The 17453-nt window shown below is 64.4% G+C and carries 11 protein-coding genes; 2 read left to right on the top strand and 9 right to left on the bottom strand.

Annotated elements, in window-relative coordinates:
* Nucleotides 1-8: 8 nt before the first annotated feature.
* On the bottom strand, nt 9-569 hold the full coding sequence (locus tag FJ424_RS15105) for a hypothetical protein (RefSeq protein WP_246677249.1): 561 nt from the start codon (nt 567-569) through the stop codon (nt 9-11).
* Between the two features lie 176 nt (nt 570-745).
* Here FJ424_RS15105 and FJ424_RS15100 point away from each other — a divergent pair, with 176 nt between their 5' ends.
* Nucleotides 746-1282: an OmpA family protein gene (locus tag FJ424_RS15100; RefSeq protein ID WP_181166824.1), complete on the top strand. Its 537-nt coding sequence runs from the start codon at nt 746-748 to the stop codon at nt 1280-1282.
* Nucleotides 1283-1630: 348 nt separating this feature from the next.
* On the opposite strand, the gene FJ424_RS15095 is transcribed toward FJ424_RS15100, so the two are convergent.
* From FJ424_RS15095 to tagH, 8 genes are all read right to left on the bottom strand, one after another.
* On the bottom strand, nt 1631-1846 hold the full coding sequence (locus tag FJ424_RS15095; RefSeq protein ID WP_140643195.1) for a hypothetical protein: 216 nt from the start codon (nt 1844-1846) through the stop codon (nt 1631-1633).
* Nucleotides 1847-2071: 225 nt separating this feature from the next.
* Nucleotides 2072-4513 carry a M23 family metallopeptidase gene (locus FJ424_RS15090; RefSeq protein ID WP_140654718.1) on the bottom strand — a complete coding sequence of 814 codons (2442 nt, stop codon included), beginning with the start codon at nt 4511-4513 and terminating at the stop codon, nt 2072-2074.
* The gene (locus FJ424_RS15085; protein ID WP_181182072.1) at nt 4510-5004 is read right to left on the bottom strand and encodes a DUF1036 domain-containing protein; all 495 of its coding nucleotides are present in this window, start codon (nt 5002-5004) and stop codon (nt 4510-4512) included. The genes FJ424_RS15090 and FJ424_RS15085 overlap by 4 nt, the downstream gene beginning before the upstream one ends.
* An 11-nt stretch (nt 5005-5015) precedes the next feature.
* Nucleotides 5016-7493 carry a serine/threonine-protein kinase gene (locus FJ424_RS15080; protein WP_140654720.1) on the bottom strand — a complete coding sequence of 826 codons (2478 nt, stop codon included), beginning with the start codon at nt 7491-7493 and terminating at the stop codon, nt 5016-5018.
* Complete coding sequence (locus tag FJ424_RS15075) at nt 7490-8269, bottom strand: PP2C family serine/threonine-protein phosphatase (protein ID WP_140654721.1); 780 nt, start codon at nt 8267-8269, stop codon at nt 7490-7492. Before FJ424_RS15075 ends, FJ424_RS15080 begins: the two co-directional genes overlap by 4 nt.
* A gap of 117 nt (nt 8270-8386) precedes the next feature.
* A complete protein-coding gene (tssM, locus tag FJ424_RS15070) occupies nt 8387-11914 on the bottom strand; it encodes a type VI secretion system membrane subunit TssM (RefSeq protein WP_181182073.1) in 3528 nt (1175 codons plus the stop codon).
* On the bottom strand, nt 11914-13446 hold the full coding sequence (gene tssL / locus FJ424_RS15065) for a type VI secretion system protein TssL, long form (RefSeq protein WP_140654724.1): 1533 nt from the start codon (nt 13444-13446) through the stop codon (nt 11914-11916). The genes tssM and tssL overlap by 1 nt, the downstream gene beginning before the upstream one ends.
* Before the next feature lie 295 nt (nt 13447-13741).
* Entirely contained in the window at nt 13742-14821 is a 1080-nt protein-coding gene (gene tagH, locus FJ424_RS15060) for a type VI secretion system-associated FHA domain protein TagH (protein WP_140654726.1), read from the bottom strand.
* A 307-nt stretch (nt 14822-15128) separates the two neighbouring features.
* On the opposite strand from tagH, the gene tssI reads away from it, so the two are divergent.
* Complete coding sequence (gene tssI, locus FJ424_RS15055; RefSeq protein WP_140654728.1) at nt 15129-17453, top strand: type VI secretion system tip protein TssI/VgrG; 2325 nt, start codon at nt 15129-15131, stop codon at nt 17451-17453.

The raw sequence follows: 17453 nt of genomic DNA, 5'->3' as shown, positions 1-17453 counted from the left end.
GAAAACCCCTAATACGCGTCGACAGATTGCCGCTGCGCCTCCATCTCCACCATCTGGATGCCCATGTCGACGAAGGCGGAAAGCACGCCAAAGCGGTCCGCGGTCGAGACGCGCGCCAGCCCCGCCAGGATCCCGGCGTTGACGGCGTGGGCGGCGGGAAATCCGGTCGATAGCATGTCGAAGGCCGGGTCACGCCATGCCGCCGACAGCGCGATCCATGCAGCCGGCGTCGCTGGCGACGGATCGACGGCACTGCTGAGCGCCGCTCGATGGCGGGGATTGCCGGGCTCGCCGACCCAATCGTTGACGAGCGCCAGCAATTCGAGGTCCCTATCGGCAAGGAGTTCTGAGAGATGGCTCAGGCATTCATGCCCCCACCAGACCGCGGCGCGATCGGGCAGGAGATAGGCGCAGAACGTGACAGCCTCCTCCGGCACGCGTCCGGCGAGCAGGGCGCGGCAGAATTCCAGCGGGGGTTGGTTGGCGGCAGGCAATTTCATGTCCCGGGCGATCGCGGGACAGGCAAGAAACAGATCCCTTGCGGTTCTGTATCCGAGTTCGTTGGCCATGGCTGCCACACCCCGAGAGCCAGCTGACAAGCACTCAAGCCTTTAGCCGAGAGCCGGTCAAGCCTTAGCTTCTAGCAGGTGGTGGCCGTTGGCAACGTGCGCTTGGTCACAGACAATCGTTTCAAGATTTGATATGGTCCGCGCCAGCGAAACCCGCTCAAACAGGAGAGACGGTCATGCGGTGGGGCAGCTCAGCCTTGGCATTGGCGACCGTGCTTTTTTCAACGCACGTTTACGCCGATCCGCTTCAGAAATCGGAAGACATCGTAAAATACTTCGCCGGCCAGGGTAATCTTGGCGCGTCACGCGGCATCTGCGTCGGCACCGAGGAAGAGTGCAAGAGCAAGGCCGAGAAGAACGAGGCGCCGCCTCAAAAGGCCGGTCTCGACATGATGATCAATTTTGCCCTGGATTCGGCCCAGCTCGACCAGACCGCGCGCACGGAACTGGACGAGTTCGCCAAGGCGCTGAAGGACAACCGGCTGAGCACGTTCAGCTTCGTCGTCGAAGGTCACACCGACGCGACCGGTACGGATCGCTACAACCAGGACCTGTCGCAGCGAAGGGCGCAATCGGTGGCGGCCTTCCTGGCGGCGAACGGCGTTCAATCTACCCGGCTCGAGCCGATCGGCCTGGGCAAGTCGCATCCGCGCGTCGCCAATCCCTACGATCCGGTCAACCGCCGGGTGGAAATGCGGATCAGGACGCAATAGGGCGGCCGGCCCAGGCCAGTCAGCTCATAGCGAATTGCCGATGCGGGCGCTGCCGACAGGCTAGCTCTCATCTTCGATCGGTTCTTGAGTGCACCGCCCACCGCAATAGCCGGGCGGTCTTGCACAGCCGAAGCCTCCGCGGCATTGGACCGTGCAGCGATTTACCACTCATTCACGATATTAGCGCAACCTGATATTCGGTCATGCTGGTACAGCGTACATGCCAAAAGCCCTAAAGCGCGTCGCGTCGAAACGGATTCACGCGACGCGCTTTAGGTCGTTACTTGATGCATGTCGTTGTCGCAAAACCGAGTTCACTTTTGCGCGACATGCATTAGCGCCGATCCTTCAGCGCTGGGGCTTTTTACGCATGATCCATTCGACTATGTTGGGGTCGACATAATCGTCTCCGGTCACGATACGGACCAGCTTCGTTGCGCGCGGCCGCCATTGATCTTCAGGAACCTTGTCTTCGTCGACCCAGCGCTTGAACGCTTCGCGCATGACGTCGAATTCGAAGTATGAACCGTTGTCGTTGGATTGCTTTTTGACCATGGCGGGCAACGTCGAATTCGCTGAAATGTTCCAGCCTCAGATGAGAGCCTCGCCACTTACCCGAACCGTTAATGACATTGTTGCTCTGCGGATCACCATAACATGAGTGAATTCTAATGGAGATTTTGTGGATGGTGCGGCGCAATTCAGGCAGGCAGCGCGGTTTCCGTCCATGCGCAGGTTCGTCAAACTAGTCACCGCGCGTCGAAACGCTGTTGCTTGGTAAACCGAGAACTAGCCGGGCTCGAGCGTATTCTGGATCGAACCTATCAACGCGGCGATCGCCTGCTTGTATTTCTCGAACTCCGGCGATGTCTGCCGGACCTCGGTCGTGGTTGTCGTCGGCTGGCCCTGGTCGGTGACCACGCGTGGCGCTTTCTGCCCCATTTTCCGCTCGGCCCAGTCCACGACATAACTGGCGGTCTTGCCGGTGAGGAACGGGTTGGCCTGGATGACGGCTGATCCGAGAACCGCAGTCAATTGCGACGAACCCGGCGCCGCCAGCACCTGATGCGCCCCTTCCATGCCGAGGAAATGGCAAAGATAGAGGCGTCCGGCGGTGATCTGGTGGCCGCGGGCGCGCAGATAGGCTTCCCCTTCGCGCGCCAGGTTGCGCACCATTTCACGCGACAGCGTGGCGTCGTAGCGAAGCGCAAGCAGATCGGCGGTCGACAGCGAGCGGGCGAGGTCGGGCCGATAGGTGTTCATCATCCGGATCCAGGTCTTGGAGATGAACTGGCCGGCGCCGGTTGCCGAGGAAAGCGGATTCTTGGCTCGCGCGCTGCCGCCGCTTTCGACATGCACGATCCGGTCGGTCAGCGTCTCGACTGCGGCATCGCCGGAGCCGCCCGAACTGACGGACACGGCGGTGGCGACCGAGGTGACCGTCCCCAGCGGGTCGATCGCCTCGCCGTTCTGGTAGAGCTCGAAATGCAGATGCGGGCCGGTCGAAAGCCCCGTTGTGCCGATATAGCCGATGACGTCGCCGGCTTTCACTTTGGTGCCGACCCCGCTGGCGATGGCGAATTTCTGCATATGCGCGTAGCGCGTCTCGCGGCCGTTGGCATGCGTGATCTTCACCAGATTGCCATAGCTGCCGCCATCGCCCTGGAACGAGATCTCGCCGTCGAAGGCGGCCATGATCGGCGTGCCGACCGGCGCCGCCCAGTCGACGCCCTTGTGGATTCGAACCGTGCCGAGGATCGGGTGCTTGCGCGGGCCGAAGGTCGAGGTCATCACCCCGGCGACTGGCGTGACCATGCCGTTGGTGACGGTCAGCGAGCGGACCTGGTCGTCGCCGGTCACACAGGCATACTGGCCGTCGCTCTGCTGGAAGACGAAACAGTCGAGGCTCTTGTCCGTGCCCTGGACACCGACATAGAGCACCCGCCCGGAGATCTCGCCCTGGCCGCGCGGCGTCTGCGAATAGATCAGCACCAGGCGCTGGTCCTCGCTGGCGAAGGCGTCGAGGTCCTGTCCCCGCGACAGATACATGATCGCCTCGCCGATGACGCTGGTCGGCACCTTGTTGCGCGCCGCGGTCGAGTAGATCGCGTCGAGCAGGCGGTACTGCCGCTTGGGCCCGCCCTGGTCGGAAGCGCCGGAATAGTTGAAGAGGTCCTCGCGCACCCAGGGGTCGACGCCCGACACGAAGGCGCCGGCTGCATTGCGCGTCAGCGTGCCGACATAGACGTTCCTCGCGTAGATGGAGACCTGCATCAGCGACATGGTCGTCGTCTCGCGATTCGGCCGGAACCCGCGCATGGCCACGACAAAGCCGGACTCCAGCCCGTCGCGGTTGAACAGCGTCTTCAGCGCTTCGCCAGCGAGCTTCGCGTCGTCGGCGGAGAAATGCGCGTCGAGCGCCACGCTGTCCAGGCTGCGGTCGTTGAGGATCTTCACGAAAGTGTCCTCGGTCGCCTCGAAGCGCTGGTATTCGCTGGCGACGGTCGCAACGGTCGTGTTGTTCTCGATCGCGGTTTTCGTGAAAGCCGGGAGTGCTGCCTCCCCCTGGTCGATGGTCTCGCCCCAGCCGGCCTCGGGGTCGTCGACGTCTGCCTTGGGCGCTGAACCGGCATCGCTTTCGTCCGGCGCCGCCTGGAGATCATTCTGCAGGTCGCCCTGCGGATCGCCCTGTTGATCGTCCGGCGCCGCGGCCGGAGCGGGCGGGGCCGGTTGCTCATCTTCCGGCTCCGTTGCCGAAGGCTTCGGAGCGGCCTGCCGCTGTGCCTGGAAGAAGGCGAAATCCTCCTGCGTCGACGGGATCGTCGTCATGAACTTTTCGCTGGCGCTCAGCATCACGTCGGACAGGATTTCGATCTGCGGCGAAGCCCCGGAACTGTCGAGCTCGGCTGGACGCGCTACGGTCTTGCCCTTTGTCGCGGTGTCGGCATCGGGCGCTAGCGTGATCCACATCGGATCGCCGGCCAGATCGATGATCGCCGGCACATAGACCGAGGCGTCGGGCGGCACGTCTTCCATGCCCTCGACCGGATGCAACTCTTCGTCCTCATCGCCGAACGACCAGTAGTCCCTGGTCAGGTAGAAGCCGGTGGCTAACGCGACGACGGCGAGCGTGGCAAGGCCGGCAAGGGCCCGCCGCCAAAGCTTGCGCCGTTGCGCGGCCAGGCGCGCCTGCTTCTTCTGTCTGAAGCTCGTGTCGATCGAGTGCGTCACGGGCTGTTTCCGGTCAGGAAATAGGTCCAGCGCACCTGCTCGAGCGTGTCGACCTCGACGAAGCGCGCCGCGATATGGCCGCGCTGCCAGCACTCGTCGATGCCGCGGATCGAGAAGCGCCGCCGGTCGATGCACATCTCGGTCGAGCCGTTGAGGATCGCGTGGCCGAAGACGTCCGTCGCGTAGAGATAGACGTAACGGTTGGTCAGTTCCTCGCGGATGACGTTGACGCACTGGTTGGCGCCGATCGTCCACCAGCCGTCCGTCTGGTCGGCATTGTCGACCTTCTGTCCGACGGCGAGATTGACGACGTCGAGCGTCTGGTTGCAGACGGTGAATTCGGCATGCGCCTTGCCGGGCGAAAGGATCGAGAACAGCGCCGCGCCAAGCAGCGCGGCAAGCGTCATGCGGCCCGGAAACGGCAATCGGAGCCGGCTACGCTGCTTGCGTGGCGGGGGCTGGTGCAAAGAACGCAAGGTGCGAAGGTTCATCGGCGTTCATGCTATCCACCAAGCCGGAAATAGGTGGCCGTGGCGGAGAACTGCGATCCGTCGGCCTCGATCTCCTCGAGGATCCTGGGCAAAAGCTCCGAGGCCGGCGTCGGCCTGGAGAACATGGCGGCCTGGATGTCCTTGGGCCCGGTGATCACCAGCATGATCTGCGGCACCGCCTTGCCGGCTGCCTTGTCCGCGGCGGCGAGGCCGATCGGGATGTTGAAGGTCACCTTGTCGGTTTGCGGCACCATGCGGTCGTCGAGATTGAACGCCACGCCCTTGTGGTCGATCAGCATGATGTTCGAGACGAGCCCGCCGCCCGTATAGAGCGCGCCGCTGACCGGCGAGCCGTCCGGGACCGATGTCCGGTCCAGGACAAGCTGTGGCTTCGCGGCCGAGCTCCGGTCGAGGAAGCGAAGGAAAGTGGGCACTCCGCACTGGGAGAGCGTGATGAGGCGCACGCTGATGTCCGGCTCGATATGGAACCTCGTTTGGAAATCGCTGAGCAATTGTTCGAAGGGTTGGACCGCCGTCCCGTATCCCTCGATCGCGGGGGAAGCGCCGGGTCCCGATATCACGTTCGCGTAAAAACAGCTGCCGCCGCTGAAATCGCGAACCCAGGAGCGCTGGTCGTTCCACTTGGCCGTGTCCTCTTCCAGTGACGGAAGCGCCGGCTTTGGCACATTGATGGCGACGTCAGTGTCCGGCTGCTTGGTCGCCGGCGGCTGCGGTTGCTGGGCCGGCTGTGCTGGCGCTGTCGGCGTTTCCGGCGGGTTGGCTGTCGGGGTCTGCGCCTTCGGCTCGGCCGGCGGGGTGGTCGCCTGCGCCGGCGCCGGACTCTCCGGAGCGGGGGGCGGGGAAGCGTTCGACTTTGGCAGCTTGGAAAGCATGTCAACGAGGTCTTTTACGCTGGGCTTGGCTGCCGGCGGATTCACCTCCTGCGCCGGCTTGTTCTCAGCCGCCTGGCTCGGTTCCGGCGTCTTGACCATCGGTTCGCTCGTCGGCTGCGCCGGCTTCCGGCTTTCGGCGGCCGTTGGTGCGGGAGCCGGCGACTGCTGCGCCAGGGGTTGCACGGGTTTGGTCCCGACCTGAGGCGTCTGGCTTTTTGTCTCGCTCTTCGGCTGAGCGGCGGGTGGCGTCGGCTTCTCGACGGTGGCGGCGCCGTCAGTTTTTGGCGATTCCAGCTGAGGCGCGGACGGCGTCTGCGGTTGGGGTTTCGGCGCTTCCGGCTGCTGCGCTTCGGCCACTGGTTTGGCGGCTTCGGCGACCGGCTTCGGTGTCAGCGGTGTGGATTTTTCCGTCACCGGCGGGGGCGCCAGGACGCCGCTGAAATAAAGCCCACTCCCAATCAGCACAGCCAGCGCCGCAACGCCGCCGGCGATGACGGGTATCCGTGAAGCCTTTCGCGGCGCAGCCGGTGCGGTCGCAGGTGCGCTCGCCGGAGCGGCAGCCGGTGCCGGCCGTTGCTCCGACAGGTATGCAGGGCGCACATGCTCGACGAAGCGCGGCTCGCCGGGAGGCGTCGGCGGCTGGGGCTTGGAGTCCGGCGGCGCCGTCCACCCGGCGCGCGGCAAACCGGAGCGTTCGCGTGCTCCAAACGACACCGGCGGCGGCAATGTCGCCTCGAGATCCTCGCCGCGCGTCGCCCGGGCGATCTCGCTCATGCTGGCCGGCCGGTCGCGCGGATCCGGCTGCAGCATGGCCGAGATCAGGTCGTGGAAATCGGGATCGATATCCGACAGGTCCGGCACGGTCCGGCGCTTCTCGATGACCTCGTATTGCGACCCGCTCATGTCGAGCGGCTTTCCGCGCAGTGCCGCGGCCAGCACCAGCCCAAGGCTGTAGATATCGGATTGCTCGCTGACATCGCCGCCATAGAGACCGAGCTGCTCGGGCGAAACATAGTTGTATTTGCCGGCGAATTTTCCGCCGATCAGCGTTTCGCCGCCGACCGTCGCCGAGCGCGCGATGCCGAAATCGATGATCTTGGCGCGCTCCACCCGGCCGCCGGGCAGGATGATGTTGTCCGGCGAGAGGTCGCGGTGCACGGCGCCCGCCTGATGCACGGCGCTCAAGCCGGAGGCGAGGCGATGGCAAAGCCGGCGCACATCGTTCCCCTGCATGGGTCCGCGCCGCATGACGTCGAACAGCGACTCGCCGTCGACGAACTCCATCGCGAGATAGGGACGGCCGATCCCCGTATCGATGGTGAAGACGTGGTAGCGCACCACTGCGTCATGCGACAGATGGTTGAGGATCGACGCCTCCTTGCGGAACAGCGACAGGATCGTCTGGTCGCGCGCGAATTCTGGCAGCACGATCTTGATCGCCACGTGGTCGCCGGTCTGGATATTGTGGCCGCGATAGACTTCGCCCATGCCGCCGGAGGCGATCCTCTCGTCGAGCTCGTAAATGCCGCTGAGCTGCGTGCCCACCCCGGTATAGATGACGTTCGTCGAAATCCGCGTCTTGTCGTCGTCGCTCATCTGGCCTGGCCCTCCACTGCGGACCGATCCGGATGGAGCGCGCCGTTGCGCCCGCCGCCGATCTTCACGAGTACAATGGTCACATTGTCGGTTCCGCCGCGCGTCAGCACCATGTCCAGCAGGATCTGGCAGGCCGCCCGCGGCGTGGCGGATTTGACCGCGGCCTCGATTTCGGCGTCGCTGACATGCGCGGTCAGTCCGTCGGTGCCCAGGACGAAAACGTCGCCCGCCATCAGCTCGCCCTGCTGGAAATCGATCTCGAGCTCGTCGCTGACGCCGACCGCATGCGTGATCACGTTGCGGCGCGGCCAGGTGCGCGCTTCCTCCGCGCTGATCATGCCGCGGTCGAGCAATTCCTGCACCTCGGTGTGATCCTTCGAAACCTGGAAGATCGAGCCGTTGCGCACGAGATAGATGCGGCTGTCGCCGGCCCACAGGCAGGCGAAACGTCCATCCATGGCAAGCAGGGCCGCGAAAGTGGAGCCGATGGTGATGCCGCGCGATCGCGATATGTCGCGGATCTCGGCATTGGCGCGGCTGAGCCGGTCCTCGAAGCGGGCGCGAAGGTCCGGCGCGGAGCTCGCAATGCCGATCGTTGCCAGATGGTCGACGATGCTGGCCGAGGCGACTTCACCCGCCTCATGCCCGCCCATGCCGTCGGCCACCACCCAGAGCCCGGTCTGCGGTTCGATGAGGTAATTGTCCTCGTTGTGATCGCGCACGCAGCCCTTGTGGCTCACACCGAAGCTTTCGATGGGGAGGGCGACAGTGCTCAATTTGCCACCAAGCGCTCAGCAGGCGTCCTCTGTGACCAGCCACGGGCCGCGTGCCCAGGCCACTCTGCCACAAGCGTATACATTAGAGTACCGAAATGAAGGCTCGCTCCAGCCATGTCAGAACGCCTTCGGACAGTTGAAGCCGGACAAGGCAGGCAGCAGCAGGGGATTGGCGCCCGAGCCGGTCTGGATCGTGTAGGCGACATCACGTCCGCCGATCACGAAGCGCGCTTCCGTGTTGGCGCCGTCGCCGGTGATGGTCGCCTTGTCGAAAAGCCGCTTCAACGCCCACGGCCCTTCGAATTTGAGCGCGGATTCGCGGCCGGGCATTTCCGGCACGAGGCTGAGGCTCGCCGATCCGGAAGCGGCGCCGCTCGGCCATGTCACGATGCTCGGCGCGTTGCCGGCCTGGGCGCTCTGGATCGTCTGCCCGTCGACGTTGAGCACAACGCTGTCGACTTCGCTGTTCACCGACGTGGGGGTGATGGTGATCGAGACCGAAGGCACCGAGCCGCCGGAAGGGAAGAAGGCGCTACGGATTTCCGCGGCCGACTGGAACGCCTTCAAGGTCGACTTCGCAAGATCGCGGCTGGAGCGAGCGTCCTGTTTCCAGGTCCATTCCTGGCCGGTCATGTCGATCAGCGGCGCAAGATTCTGCGCGAAGAAACGGTCCATCAGCCCGCCTGGCGCGAACAGCTTGGTGAAATCCGCCATCGAGATCTCGTCTGTGCCGTCGCGGGTGAAAGGATAGCGGCCATTGACCGCCTCCTCGCAGGCGCGCGTCACCGTCTGGTCGAGGTTCTGGTTGAGGTTGGCGACTGAGGTCTCGGCGACATTGCCTTCGAACTCGTCCGCCGCCGCGTTGACCATGCGCGCCAGCGGCTTCGGCAGGCGCGAGACATTGGCGCGTAACGTCGAGATCTGCAGCTGCAGGTTGGCGTTGACACGCTCGGTCTGTGTGGGGACATCGGCCGCGAGCTTCAGGCTCTGGAAGATGTCGTGGAAGTTCTGCGTCAGCGCATCGAGCGGGCGGCGTCCGGCGGCTCCGCCGACCAGCGCCTGGAACGAGCGGAACTGCGCCTCGACGCTCGCGCCGGCATTCTGCGCGACGGCCGAGCTTGCGCCGGCGCGGCTTTGCGACTTGCCGCCGGCGATCTGGAGGCCGATGCGGGCGAGGCCCTTGGCCATGCTGGCGGGGTCCTGCTGCGCCGTGCCGGTATCGCCCTCGGCGGCGCTGTCCTTCGTCAATGCGGTTTCATCGGCGATCGCGGTGAAGAGCTGGTCGAGAGGCGAGTCCGGCGCGGCGACGGCCGAGAGCGCCAGATATTGCGGCTTGTCCTTCAGCATCGCCTTGAGCTTCAGCTGGTCGAGCACGCCGTTCCAGGCGGCGGCGAATTCCTTGCCGTAGCGGTCGATGAGCTCGGGGCCGAGCTTGGGCAGGTCCTGGTCGATGCCGCCCTGTTCGCCGCCGCCGCCAAGCACCCATTGATCGTCCACGAGCATCTGCGCGATGCGCGACAGCTGCGGCAGGAAGAAGCTATTGAACCCGCCGCGCGTATAGAGGCCGGTGACCTGAAGATCGGCAAGCTCGCTGCCGTCCGTGCGCTCGAACAGCAACTGCGCTTCCGGACCGGCTCTCGCGGCGATGGAGAAGTCCTTGAGCCTTGCGGCGTAGACCGCCGACTTGATCTGCGCCCAGGCGCGGTCGGTGAGGCTCATGCGTCCGAGCGAGCGCTGCGCGGCTTCCACCAGCGGCTGGTTGAGCTCGAAGACCGGATCATAGGCGTCGTCGAGCGCAAGCATGGCGCGCAGGTGCTTTTCGAGCTGCGCTCGGCCCTCGCGGTTGTTCTCGCCAGGGTAGCGGTTCTCCTCCCAATCCTGCTTCATCCAGGAGACAACCAGTTCGTCGTCGACCTTCGGCGCCTTGCCGCCCAGCATCAGGTAGATCTTTAAAGGCTCGTAGAGCGCGACGGGGTCGGCCATCCTGGCCTGGATCGTCCGCTCCGCCTGCACCAGCAGCCGCGAGCGGAAGGTTCGCTCCAGCGCTTGCCGGTAGGCGGTCTTGGAGGCCGACAACAGCCTCTCGCGCTGGCTGAGCCCGAACGTCTCCTCGATCGGCTTTGCCTGGTCGCCGTTTTCGAAGCCGGCCGGCAGATTGCGCAACTGGTCGAGCGGACCGATGACGTTTTCGAGGTCGACATCGGTCACCGTCGTGCTCTTCAGCAGCGTATCGGCGCTGTCGCGATAATGCGCCATGGCCTGCCTTGTGGAGGCGATCAGCTGCTTGTTGGCGAAGAAGCTGAGGCCCAGCACGCCGAGCGCCGCCAAAGCCGCCAGCGCGATCGCGGCGAGGCCGCCGAACCTCGCGAGCCTGGCGCGCCGCTCGGAAGCCCTGTCGAACGAGACCCAGCCCGATTCCGGGAAGATCACTTTGACCAGCAGATCATGCAGGAAGAAGCTCTTGCCGGCGCCGGAGAGATGCGCTTGCGAAGCACTGCCGAAACTGCGGCCGATCGCGCCCAGCACCTGGTCGAAAGGCGTCCCTTCCTGGGTGCCCGAGGAGAAATAGAGCCCGCGCAGGCTGACATTGACCTGTGACCGCGAGGTGTCGAACAGGCTGCCGACGAACTGTGTTATCCGGTTCTTCAGCGCGCCGAACTGCGCCGGGAAGCCGAATAGCGTGATCCGCGCCACCGGGTCGGCCTCTTCCTGCAGGCGGTCGGCGATCTCTTCGGCGAGCCGCTTCGCCAGTTCGTCGAAGGCTGCGGGCGCCTCGCCGGCCATGTTCCTGGTGCGGTCGGCCGTCTGGAATGTCGCGCCCCAGACCTTGCGCCTGCGCGCCTCGTCGAAATCGCCGAAATAATCCATGAAGCCGCGGATGAGATCGGCCTTGGTAAAGAGCAGATAGACCGGGAATTGGATCTTCAGCGTCTCGTGCAGTTCGCGCAGGCGGCTTCGGATCTCGGTGACATGCGCGTCGAGCTGCCGGTCGTCGAAGCCGATCAGGTCGGCAAGGCTGATGGCAAGGATCACGCCGTTGATCGGTTGCCTGGTGCGGTGTTTCTTGAGCAATCCCAGGAAGGCGAGCCAGCTTGCCTTGTCGCGCTCGCGGTCCGACTCCTGCGTCGTATAGCGGCCGGCCGTGTCGATCAGCACCGCCTCGTCGGTGAACCACCAGTCGCAGGACCGCGTGCCGCCGACGCCGGCCACCGGCTGCGCGCTGCCGGAGCCGGCAAGCGGAAACTTCAGTCCGGAATTGACCAGCGCCGTCGTCTTGCCGGCGCCGGGCGGGCCGATGACGATGTACCAGGGAATGTCATAGAGGAAATTGCGCTTGCCGCTCGTCCGCTTCAGCGTCGCGATCGCTTCGCTCATGCGCGCTTCGAGCACCTGTGAATCGTCGTTGCGCTCGTCGCTGCGCACGATCGCCGTTTCGAGCGCCTTTTGTGCCTTGCGCCGCTGCCAGAAGCGGACCCCGTAGAACAGCGCGAGCGCCACTATGGTGACGCCGATGATCGTGGCCCTGAGCCACGCAGGCGCAAACGGGCGTGTGTCGGCGAAGCGGATCAGCGGTCCGGCATACCAGACCGCCGCCGAGAAACCGGCAAGCGCAAGCAGGCTGAAGATCCGCGGCGTCCAGCGCATCAGTTGCCGTTCTCCGCGGAGCCGTTCTGCAAGGTCTCCTGTTTCGGGATCATCATGGCGACGCGGCGGTTCTTGGCGCGGCCGTCCGCCGTGCCATTGTCGGCGATCGGCTCGTCCTCGCCCTTGCCGTCGGCACTGAGCCGCGACGGATCCTTCAATTGCGTGGCCACCAGCGCCTGGACGGCCTTCGCCCGGGCGACGGAAAGATCGAAATTCGATTTGAACGTGCTCGACTTCTTTGGTTTCACATTGTCGGTGTGGCCGACGATCTTGATCGGCCCGGGTTCGGCGTCGAGCGCCGTGGCGATGGCGGCCGCGATCGGCTGGAATTGCGGCTTCAGCTCCGCCTGGCCGGGAGCAAACAGAAGCTGGTTGTTGATCTCGACGACGATGAACTCGCCCTTCTCGCCGACGCTCAGTCCGCCGCCGGCGATCTCCTTGGCAAGCGCCGCGCGGATGCGGTCGATCTGGGTGGTGTCCGGAACCGCGGGCGGCGGCGGGCTGGCTTGCGCCGGCTCAGTGGGCGCCGCTACGCTGGCGCGCTCTATGGTGACGGGCGTCGAGGGGTTGAGCGCCAGCAACTCGCCGGCCGTCGCATCGCCTTCATCGGTGATCAGCACCCGCAGTCCGAAGAAGGCCGCCGTCACCAGCGTCGCCGCGGCGGCCGCGACCGCCCAGAGCGGCAGCCGCGCCCTTGACTTCGGCAATGCCGCAGCCATGCCCTGCCAGCGGGGCGAGACGTCGTCGGCGGCGCGCGGCTTGAAGTAACGCAGCGTGTCGTAGACGTCGCGCCGGACACGTTCGAGCGTGTTTCGCTCGCTCGCAAGCCCCCGATACTGGCCCTCGAAACCCAGCGAAAGGCACGCATGCATCAGTTCGAGCAGGTTGTAATGCGCTTCCGGCTTGGCGAGGACGTTGTTCAGCGCTTCGTAGAAGCCGGCGCCCGTCGGCTGGGTGTGGAAGAACTGCGCCACAAGGCTGTGCTGAAGCCAGCTGTCCTTGCTCGGCCATGGCAGATTGCCGACAAGATCGTCGGCGGTTCCGCAAAGGGCGAATTTCGCGATTCGCGCGTCTTCCTCGGCTACGCCGGCTTTGGCTATCGCGCGGTCGAAGGATTCGATCGCGTCAGCGATACGCTCCGCCAAGGGTGCTGCTTGCCGTTCGACCGGCATCAGCCGCAACTGGCCGAACAGCATCAGCAGCGGCGCCGCCGCGGCAAGGATCGGATTTGTCGCAGCGTATTGCACGCCCTCGGCGGCGGCGAGCAGGGTGTCCTGCGGCAGTCCGGGCGTCGCATTGTCCTCCGCTCCCGGGGCTGGCCCCTGAAACAGCACGGTTCCGGACGACCAGCCGGTTGGCATCTGCCGGCCGCCGCCGGGATCGAACACCGTCGATTCGCGGGAAAGCGATGGAGCGGGCCGAACGCCTTCCGGACCGGAACTCCCGGCAGCCGCGAGCGGTCGTTGCTTCGGCCGCGGCGCGCGGATGACGGTTTTGTCCAGCGGCCTGGAGGGATCGTCCTTCGAGCTCATCGGCGACAACCCGCCGTCGAATTGCAACGAGCATGTCTTTGCCCGGCAAAGCGCGCTTCAGGCTGAGCCTCGGCGGGCCGCATGGAAAGGCTCATCTCGCCGAAACATGACATTGCTGCACACGCCCCAAGCCACGCCGCGTTGCCCGCCAGGCAAGCATCCCTGCCCATTCTAATCGCCCGGGCATTCAATTGAAACGGGGCCGCCGATTGAAATCGGAAAGCAGGATGATCGAAGAGGCGGCTTCTTCTATGAGAACCGTCACATACAGCCGGCGCGGTCCGTGCGATCCAGGCTATTTCTGCTTGTCGGCCTTGGCGTAGGCTTCGGCGAAATAGGCGAGGAAGACATCCAGCATGCCGTTCTCGTGCTTGTCTTCCATCGTCCGCCATGTCGCGACAAGCGCATCCCAGGCCTGGCTTTTCCTGGACGAGAAGGACGCCGGCGGAATTTTCTTGGCGATCGCCTCCGGCGACAGGTCGTCGAGCAACCGCGACAGCGCGGCCTGCATGGCGGCGTATGTCGCGATTTCGTGCGCCTTCAGGTCGCGAAACGCGTCTTCGACACTATGCCTGGCGTCGAGATAGCCGGCCCTGCGCTTGGCGAACATGATCTCCAATATGTCGTCGATGCCCGGCACGAATTTCAACGGATTGTTGTCCTCGGCGCCGATCATCGTCCGGTTCGAGCTCTTGGCGAGCACCTTTGCCGCCGCGCGCGCCTTGAGCAGCAGGGACAGTTGCTCGACAGTTGTCCTCAGCACCGCGCCGATCTCGGCCGCGACGTCATGCGGATCACGCGCTTGCAGCAACTCCGGCGCGATGCCCGCCGCCTTGGCGATCTCCCGCAATATCGCGTCCGCCTCCGCGGGCCGGTTGGCCGGAACCGCCGGGCCGGGCTGCAGCGCCGAGGATGTCGAGACGGGCGCTGCCCCGGTTGGTCGCTGCTCCGCCGGATTGAAGAACGGCTCATGGCCGGGATCCAGGGGACGGCCGGTCGAGGACGACAGCTCACGTTGCGTCGATCCCGCACTGGCCTGAGGATGTCCGGTCGCGGCTCGTTCGTCTTCGATCGAAACGCCGACGACATAACGGCCGATCAGCAGCCGGTCGCCCTGGGCCAGCCGGTGCGGCCCGCTCATGCGCTGGCTGGAACCGTTGATGAAAGTGCCGTTGCGCGAGACATCGTAGAGCCAGAACGAGCCCGCCTGATAGCGGACCTCGCAATGCCGGCCCGAGATGAACTTGTCCGGATCGGACAGCGTCCAGTCGCAATTCTCGCGACCGATCTCGAAGCTGCGGTCGCGGGCGGCGTAGCTGGCGGCGGTGCCGGCCGGCAGCCTGTCGACATTGCTGATCTGGAGAGAGATGAACATCCGGAAGCGTCGCCCAACTTGGTCAACAAATGCTTATTTTCCGCGCAATTCCAGGCGGAAACGCCAACGCACCTTTCCTGGAATTGCCTTGGCATTCTAGCAGCTTGCGAGCGCGGCGGGAGAGGAGCGTTTCACACCGGCGCATGGGCAGTTTAGCCACAGCTGTTATTTGGCCGCCGCCAAACATATGCTAGGCTGAAAGCGGTCCGGTGCGGTGGGCGTGAAAAGTTCCCGAACGTGATGCGGTTAACATAGCGGGGGCTTCAATCCATCATACTGGCGGCCGCGTCCAGGAGGGGCACGACCCATGCCGAACGAACGTGCCACGGTTGTACAGACGCCGGCTGGCGCCGACCTGACCTTCACCCATCTCGTCGGCCGCGATGAGATCAGCCGTTGTTTCGCCTATACGGTCGGCTTCGTGTCGAAGAATCGTGACGTCGATCCACTGAAGATGCTGGGCGGCGTCGTTTCGATCGAGGGCGAATCCGATCCGAAGCGCTGGTTCAGCGGCCTTGTGTCGGATTTCAAGCTTACCCGCATCGAGGACCGGCTGGCCTTCTACGAGGCGACCGTCAGGCCGTGGTTCTGGTTCCTCGGCAACACCACCGATTGCCGCATCTTCCAGAACATGACGGCGGTGGAGATCGTCGAGAAGATCTTCTCGAAATACGGCATCGCCAAATTCGAGAAGCGGCTGCAGGGGTCCTACCCCTCGCGCGAATATTGCGTTCAGTACGACGAGAGCGATCTCGATTTCGTGCAGCGGCTGCTCGAGCACGAAGGCATCTTCTATTTCTTCGAGCATGACGAGGGCAAGCACACGCTCATTCTCTGCGATGCGATGAGCAAACTTAAGCCGGCGCCCGGTTACGAGAAGGTGCTTTACAACTTCGAGGGCCAAGCCTCACGACGCGATGTCGAATACATCACCGAATGGATACCTGGCAGCGCGGTGCGGCCGGGCGCCTATGTCCATACGGATTATGATTTCGAGAAGCCCGGCGCCGATCTGATGGCGAAATCCGCCCAGCCCTTCGCTCATAAGGAAGCCTCGGGCGAGAACTACCGCCAGCCCGGCGCGCATCTCGATGTCGGGCGCGGCGACAAGATTGCCGGGATCCGCCGCGAGGAACTCCAGGCGGTGCACCAGCACAGCACGGCGGTTGGCACGGTGCGCGGCCTTTTTTCCGGGTGCAAGTTCACGCTGGAGAGCTTTCCGCGCGACGACCAGAACCAGGACTATCTGGTGGTCAGCGCCGAATACCGGTTGTTCGATCCGGGCTACCGGACCCAGAACGAGGCCCACAGCGAGAATTTCAAGGTGGTGCTCGGTGTGGCGCCCACCAAATTGCCCTATCGCCCACCGCGCATCACGCCGCGCCCGATCATGCGCGGACCGCAAACGGCGACCGTCGTCGGACCTTCGGGCGAGGAAATCTTCACCGACAAATATGCGCGCGTGAAAGTGCAGTTCCACTGGGACCGGCTCGGCAAGAAGGACCAGAACTCCTCATGCTTCGTGCGCGTCTCGCAAACCTGGGCAGGCAGCGGTTGGGGCTTCATCCAGATCCCGCGCATCGGCCAGGAGGTCATCGTCGATTTCATCGAAGGCGATCCGGACCTGCCGATTATCACCGGCCGCGTCTACAACGCGTCGCAGATGCCACCCTATGGCCTGCCAGGCAACGCCACGCAATCGGGCTGGAAGTCGAATTCCTCGAAAGGCGGCGGCGGTTACAACGAGCTGATGTTCGAGGACAAGGCGGGCTCCGAGCTGGTCAACTTCCAGGCCCAGAAGGACCACCATCTGCTGATCAAGCACGACCGCAACAAGACGGTCCAGCACGACCAGTCCGATCGCATCGACCACGACGCCAAGCACTCCGTCGGCCACAACCTCGACGAGGACGTCGGCAACAACAAGACCGTCAAGATCGGCGTCGACCAGACGACGAATATCGGGTCGAACGACACCGAGACGGTGGGCAAGAATCGTTCGCTGACGGTGATGGCAAACGAGACCATACACGTCGTCGCCAACTCGACGGAGAACATCGACGCCAACCATTCGCAGACGGTGGGGCTGAACCAGACGGTCACGGTGGGTATCGCGCGCGTCGACACGGTGGGCGCCGCCGAAGCGAGGACCGTGGGTGCCTCGCAGACGAATACGATTGGGGCGACCCGCGCCGTCAGCGTCGGTATCAGCCAGAGCCATGACATCGGGGCCGGCGATAGCTGGAACGTCGGAGCCGGGCAGACCGTCAATATCGGCGCCGACCAGAGCGTGACCATTGGAAGCGCCCAATCATTCAAGGTGGGTGCTGCGCGCAGCGCAGGCATCGGCACGGATGACTCGACATCAGTCGGCGGGGCTCATTCGCTCAGTGTTGCCAAGGACAGTTCGATAGGTATCAGCCAAAACAGCACGATCGATGTCGGCAAGAAGCTGGTGATCAATGCCGGTGACGAGATCCTGATCCAGACCGGATCGGCGAAGATCATTATGAAGAAGGACGGCACGATTGCGATCGAAGGCAAGGACATCTCAGTCAAGGCGTCAGGCAAGATCAGCATCAAGGCCTCGAGCGACATCACCATGAAGGGTTCGAAGATTAGTGAGAATTAA

It is taken from the genome of Mesorhizobium sp. B3-1-8, assembly GCF_006439495.1.
Lineage (GTDB): Bacteria > Pseudomonadota > Alphaproteobacteria > Rhizobiales > Rhizobiaceae > Mesorhizobium.
Note: the sequence above shows the minus strand (reverse complement) of the source record. Positions and strands in the feature narration are given on the sequence as shown.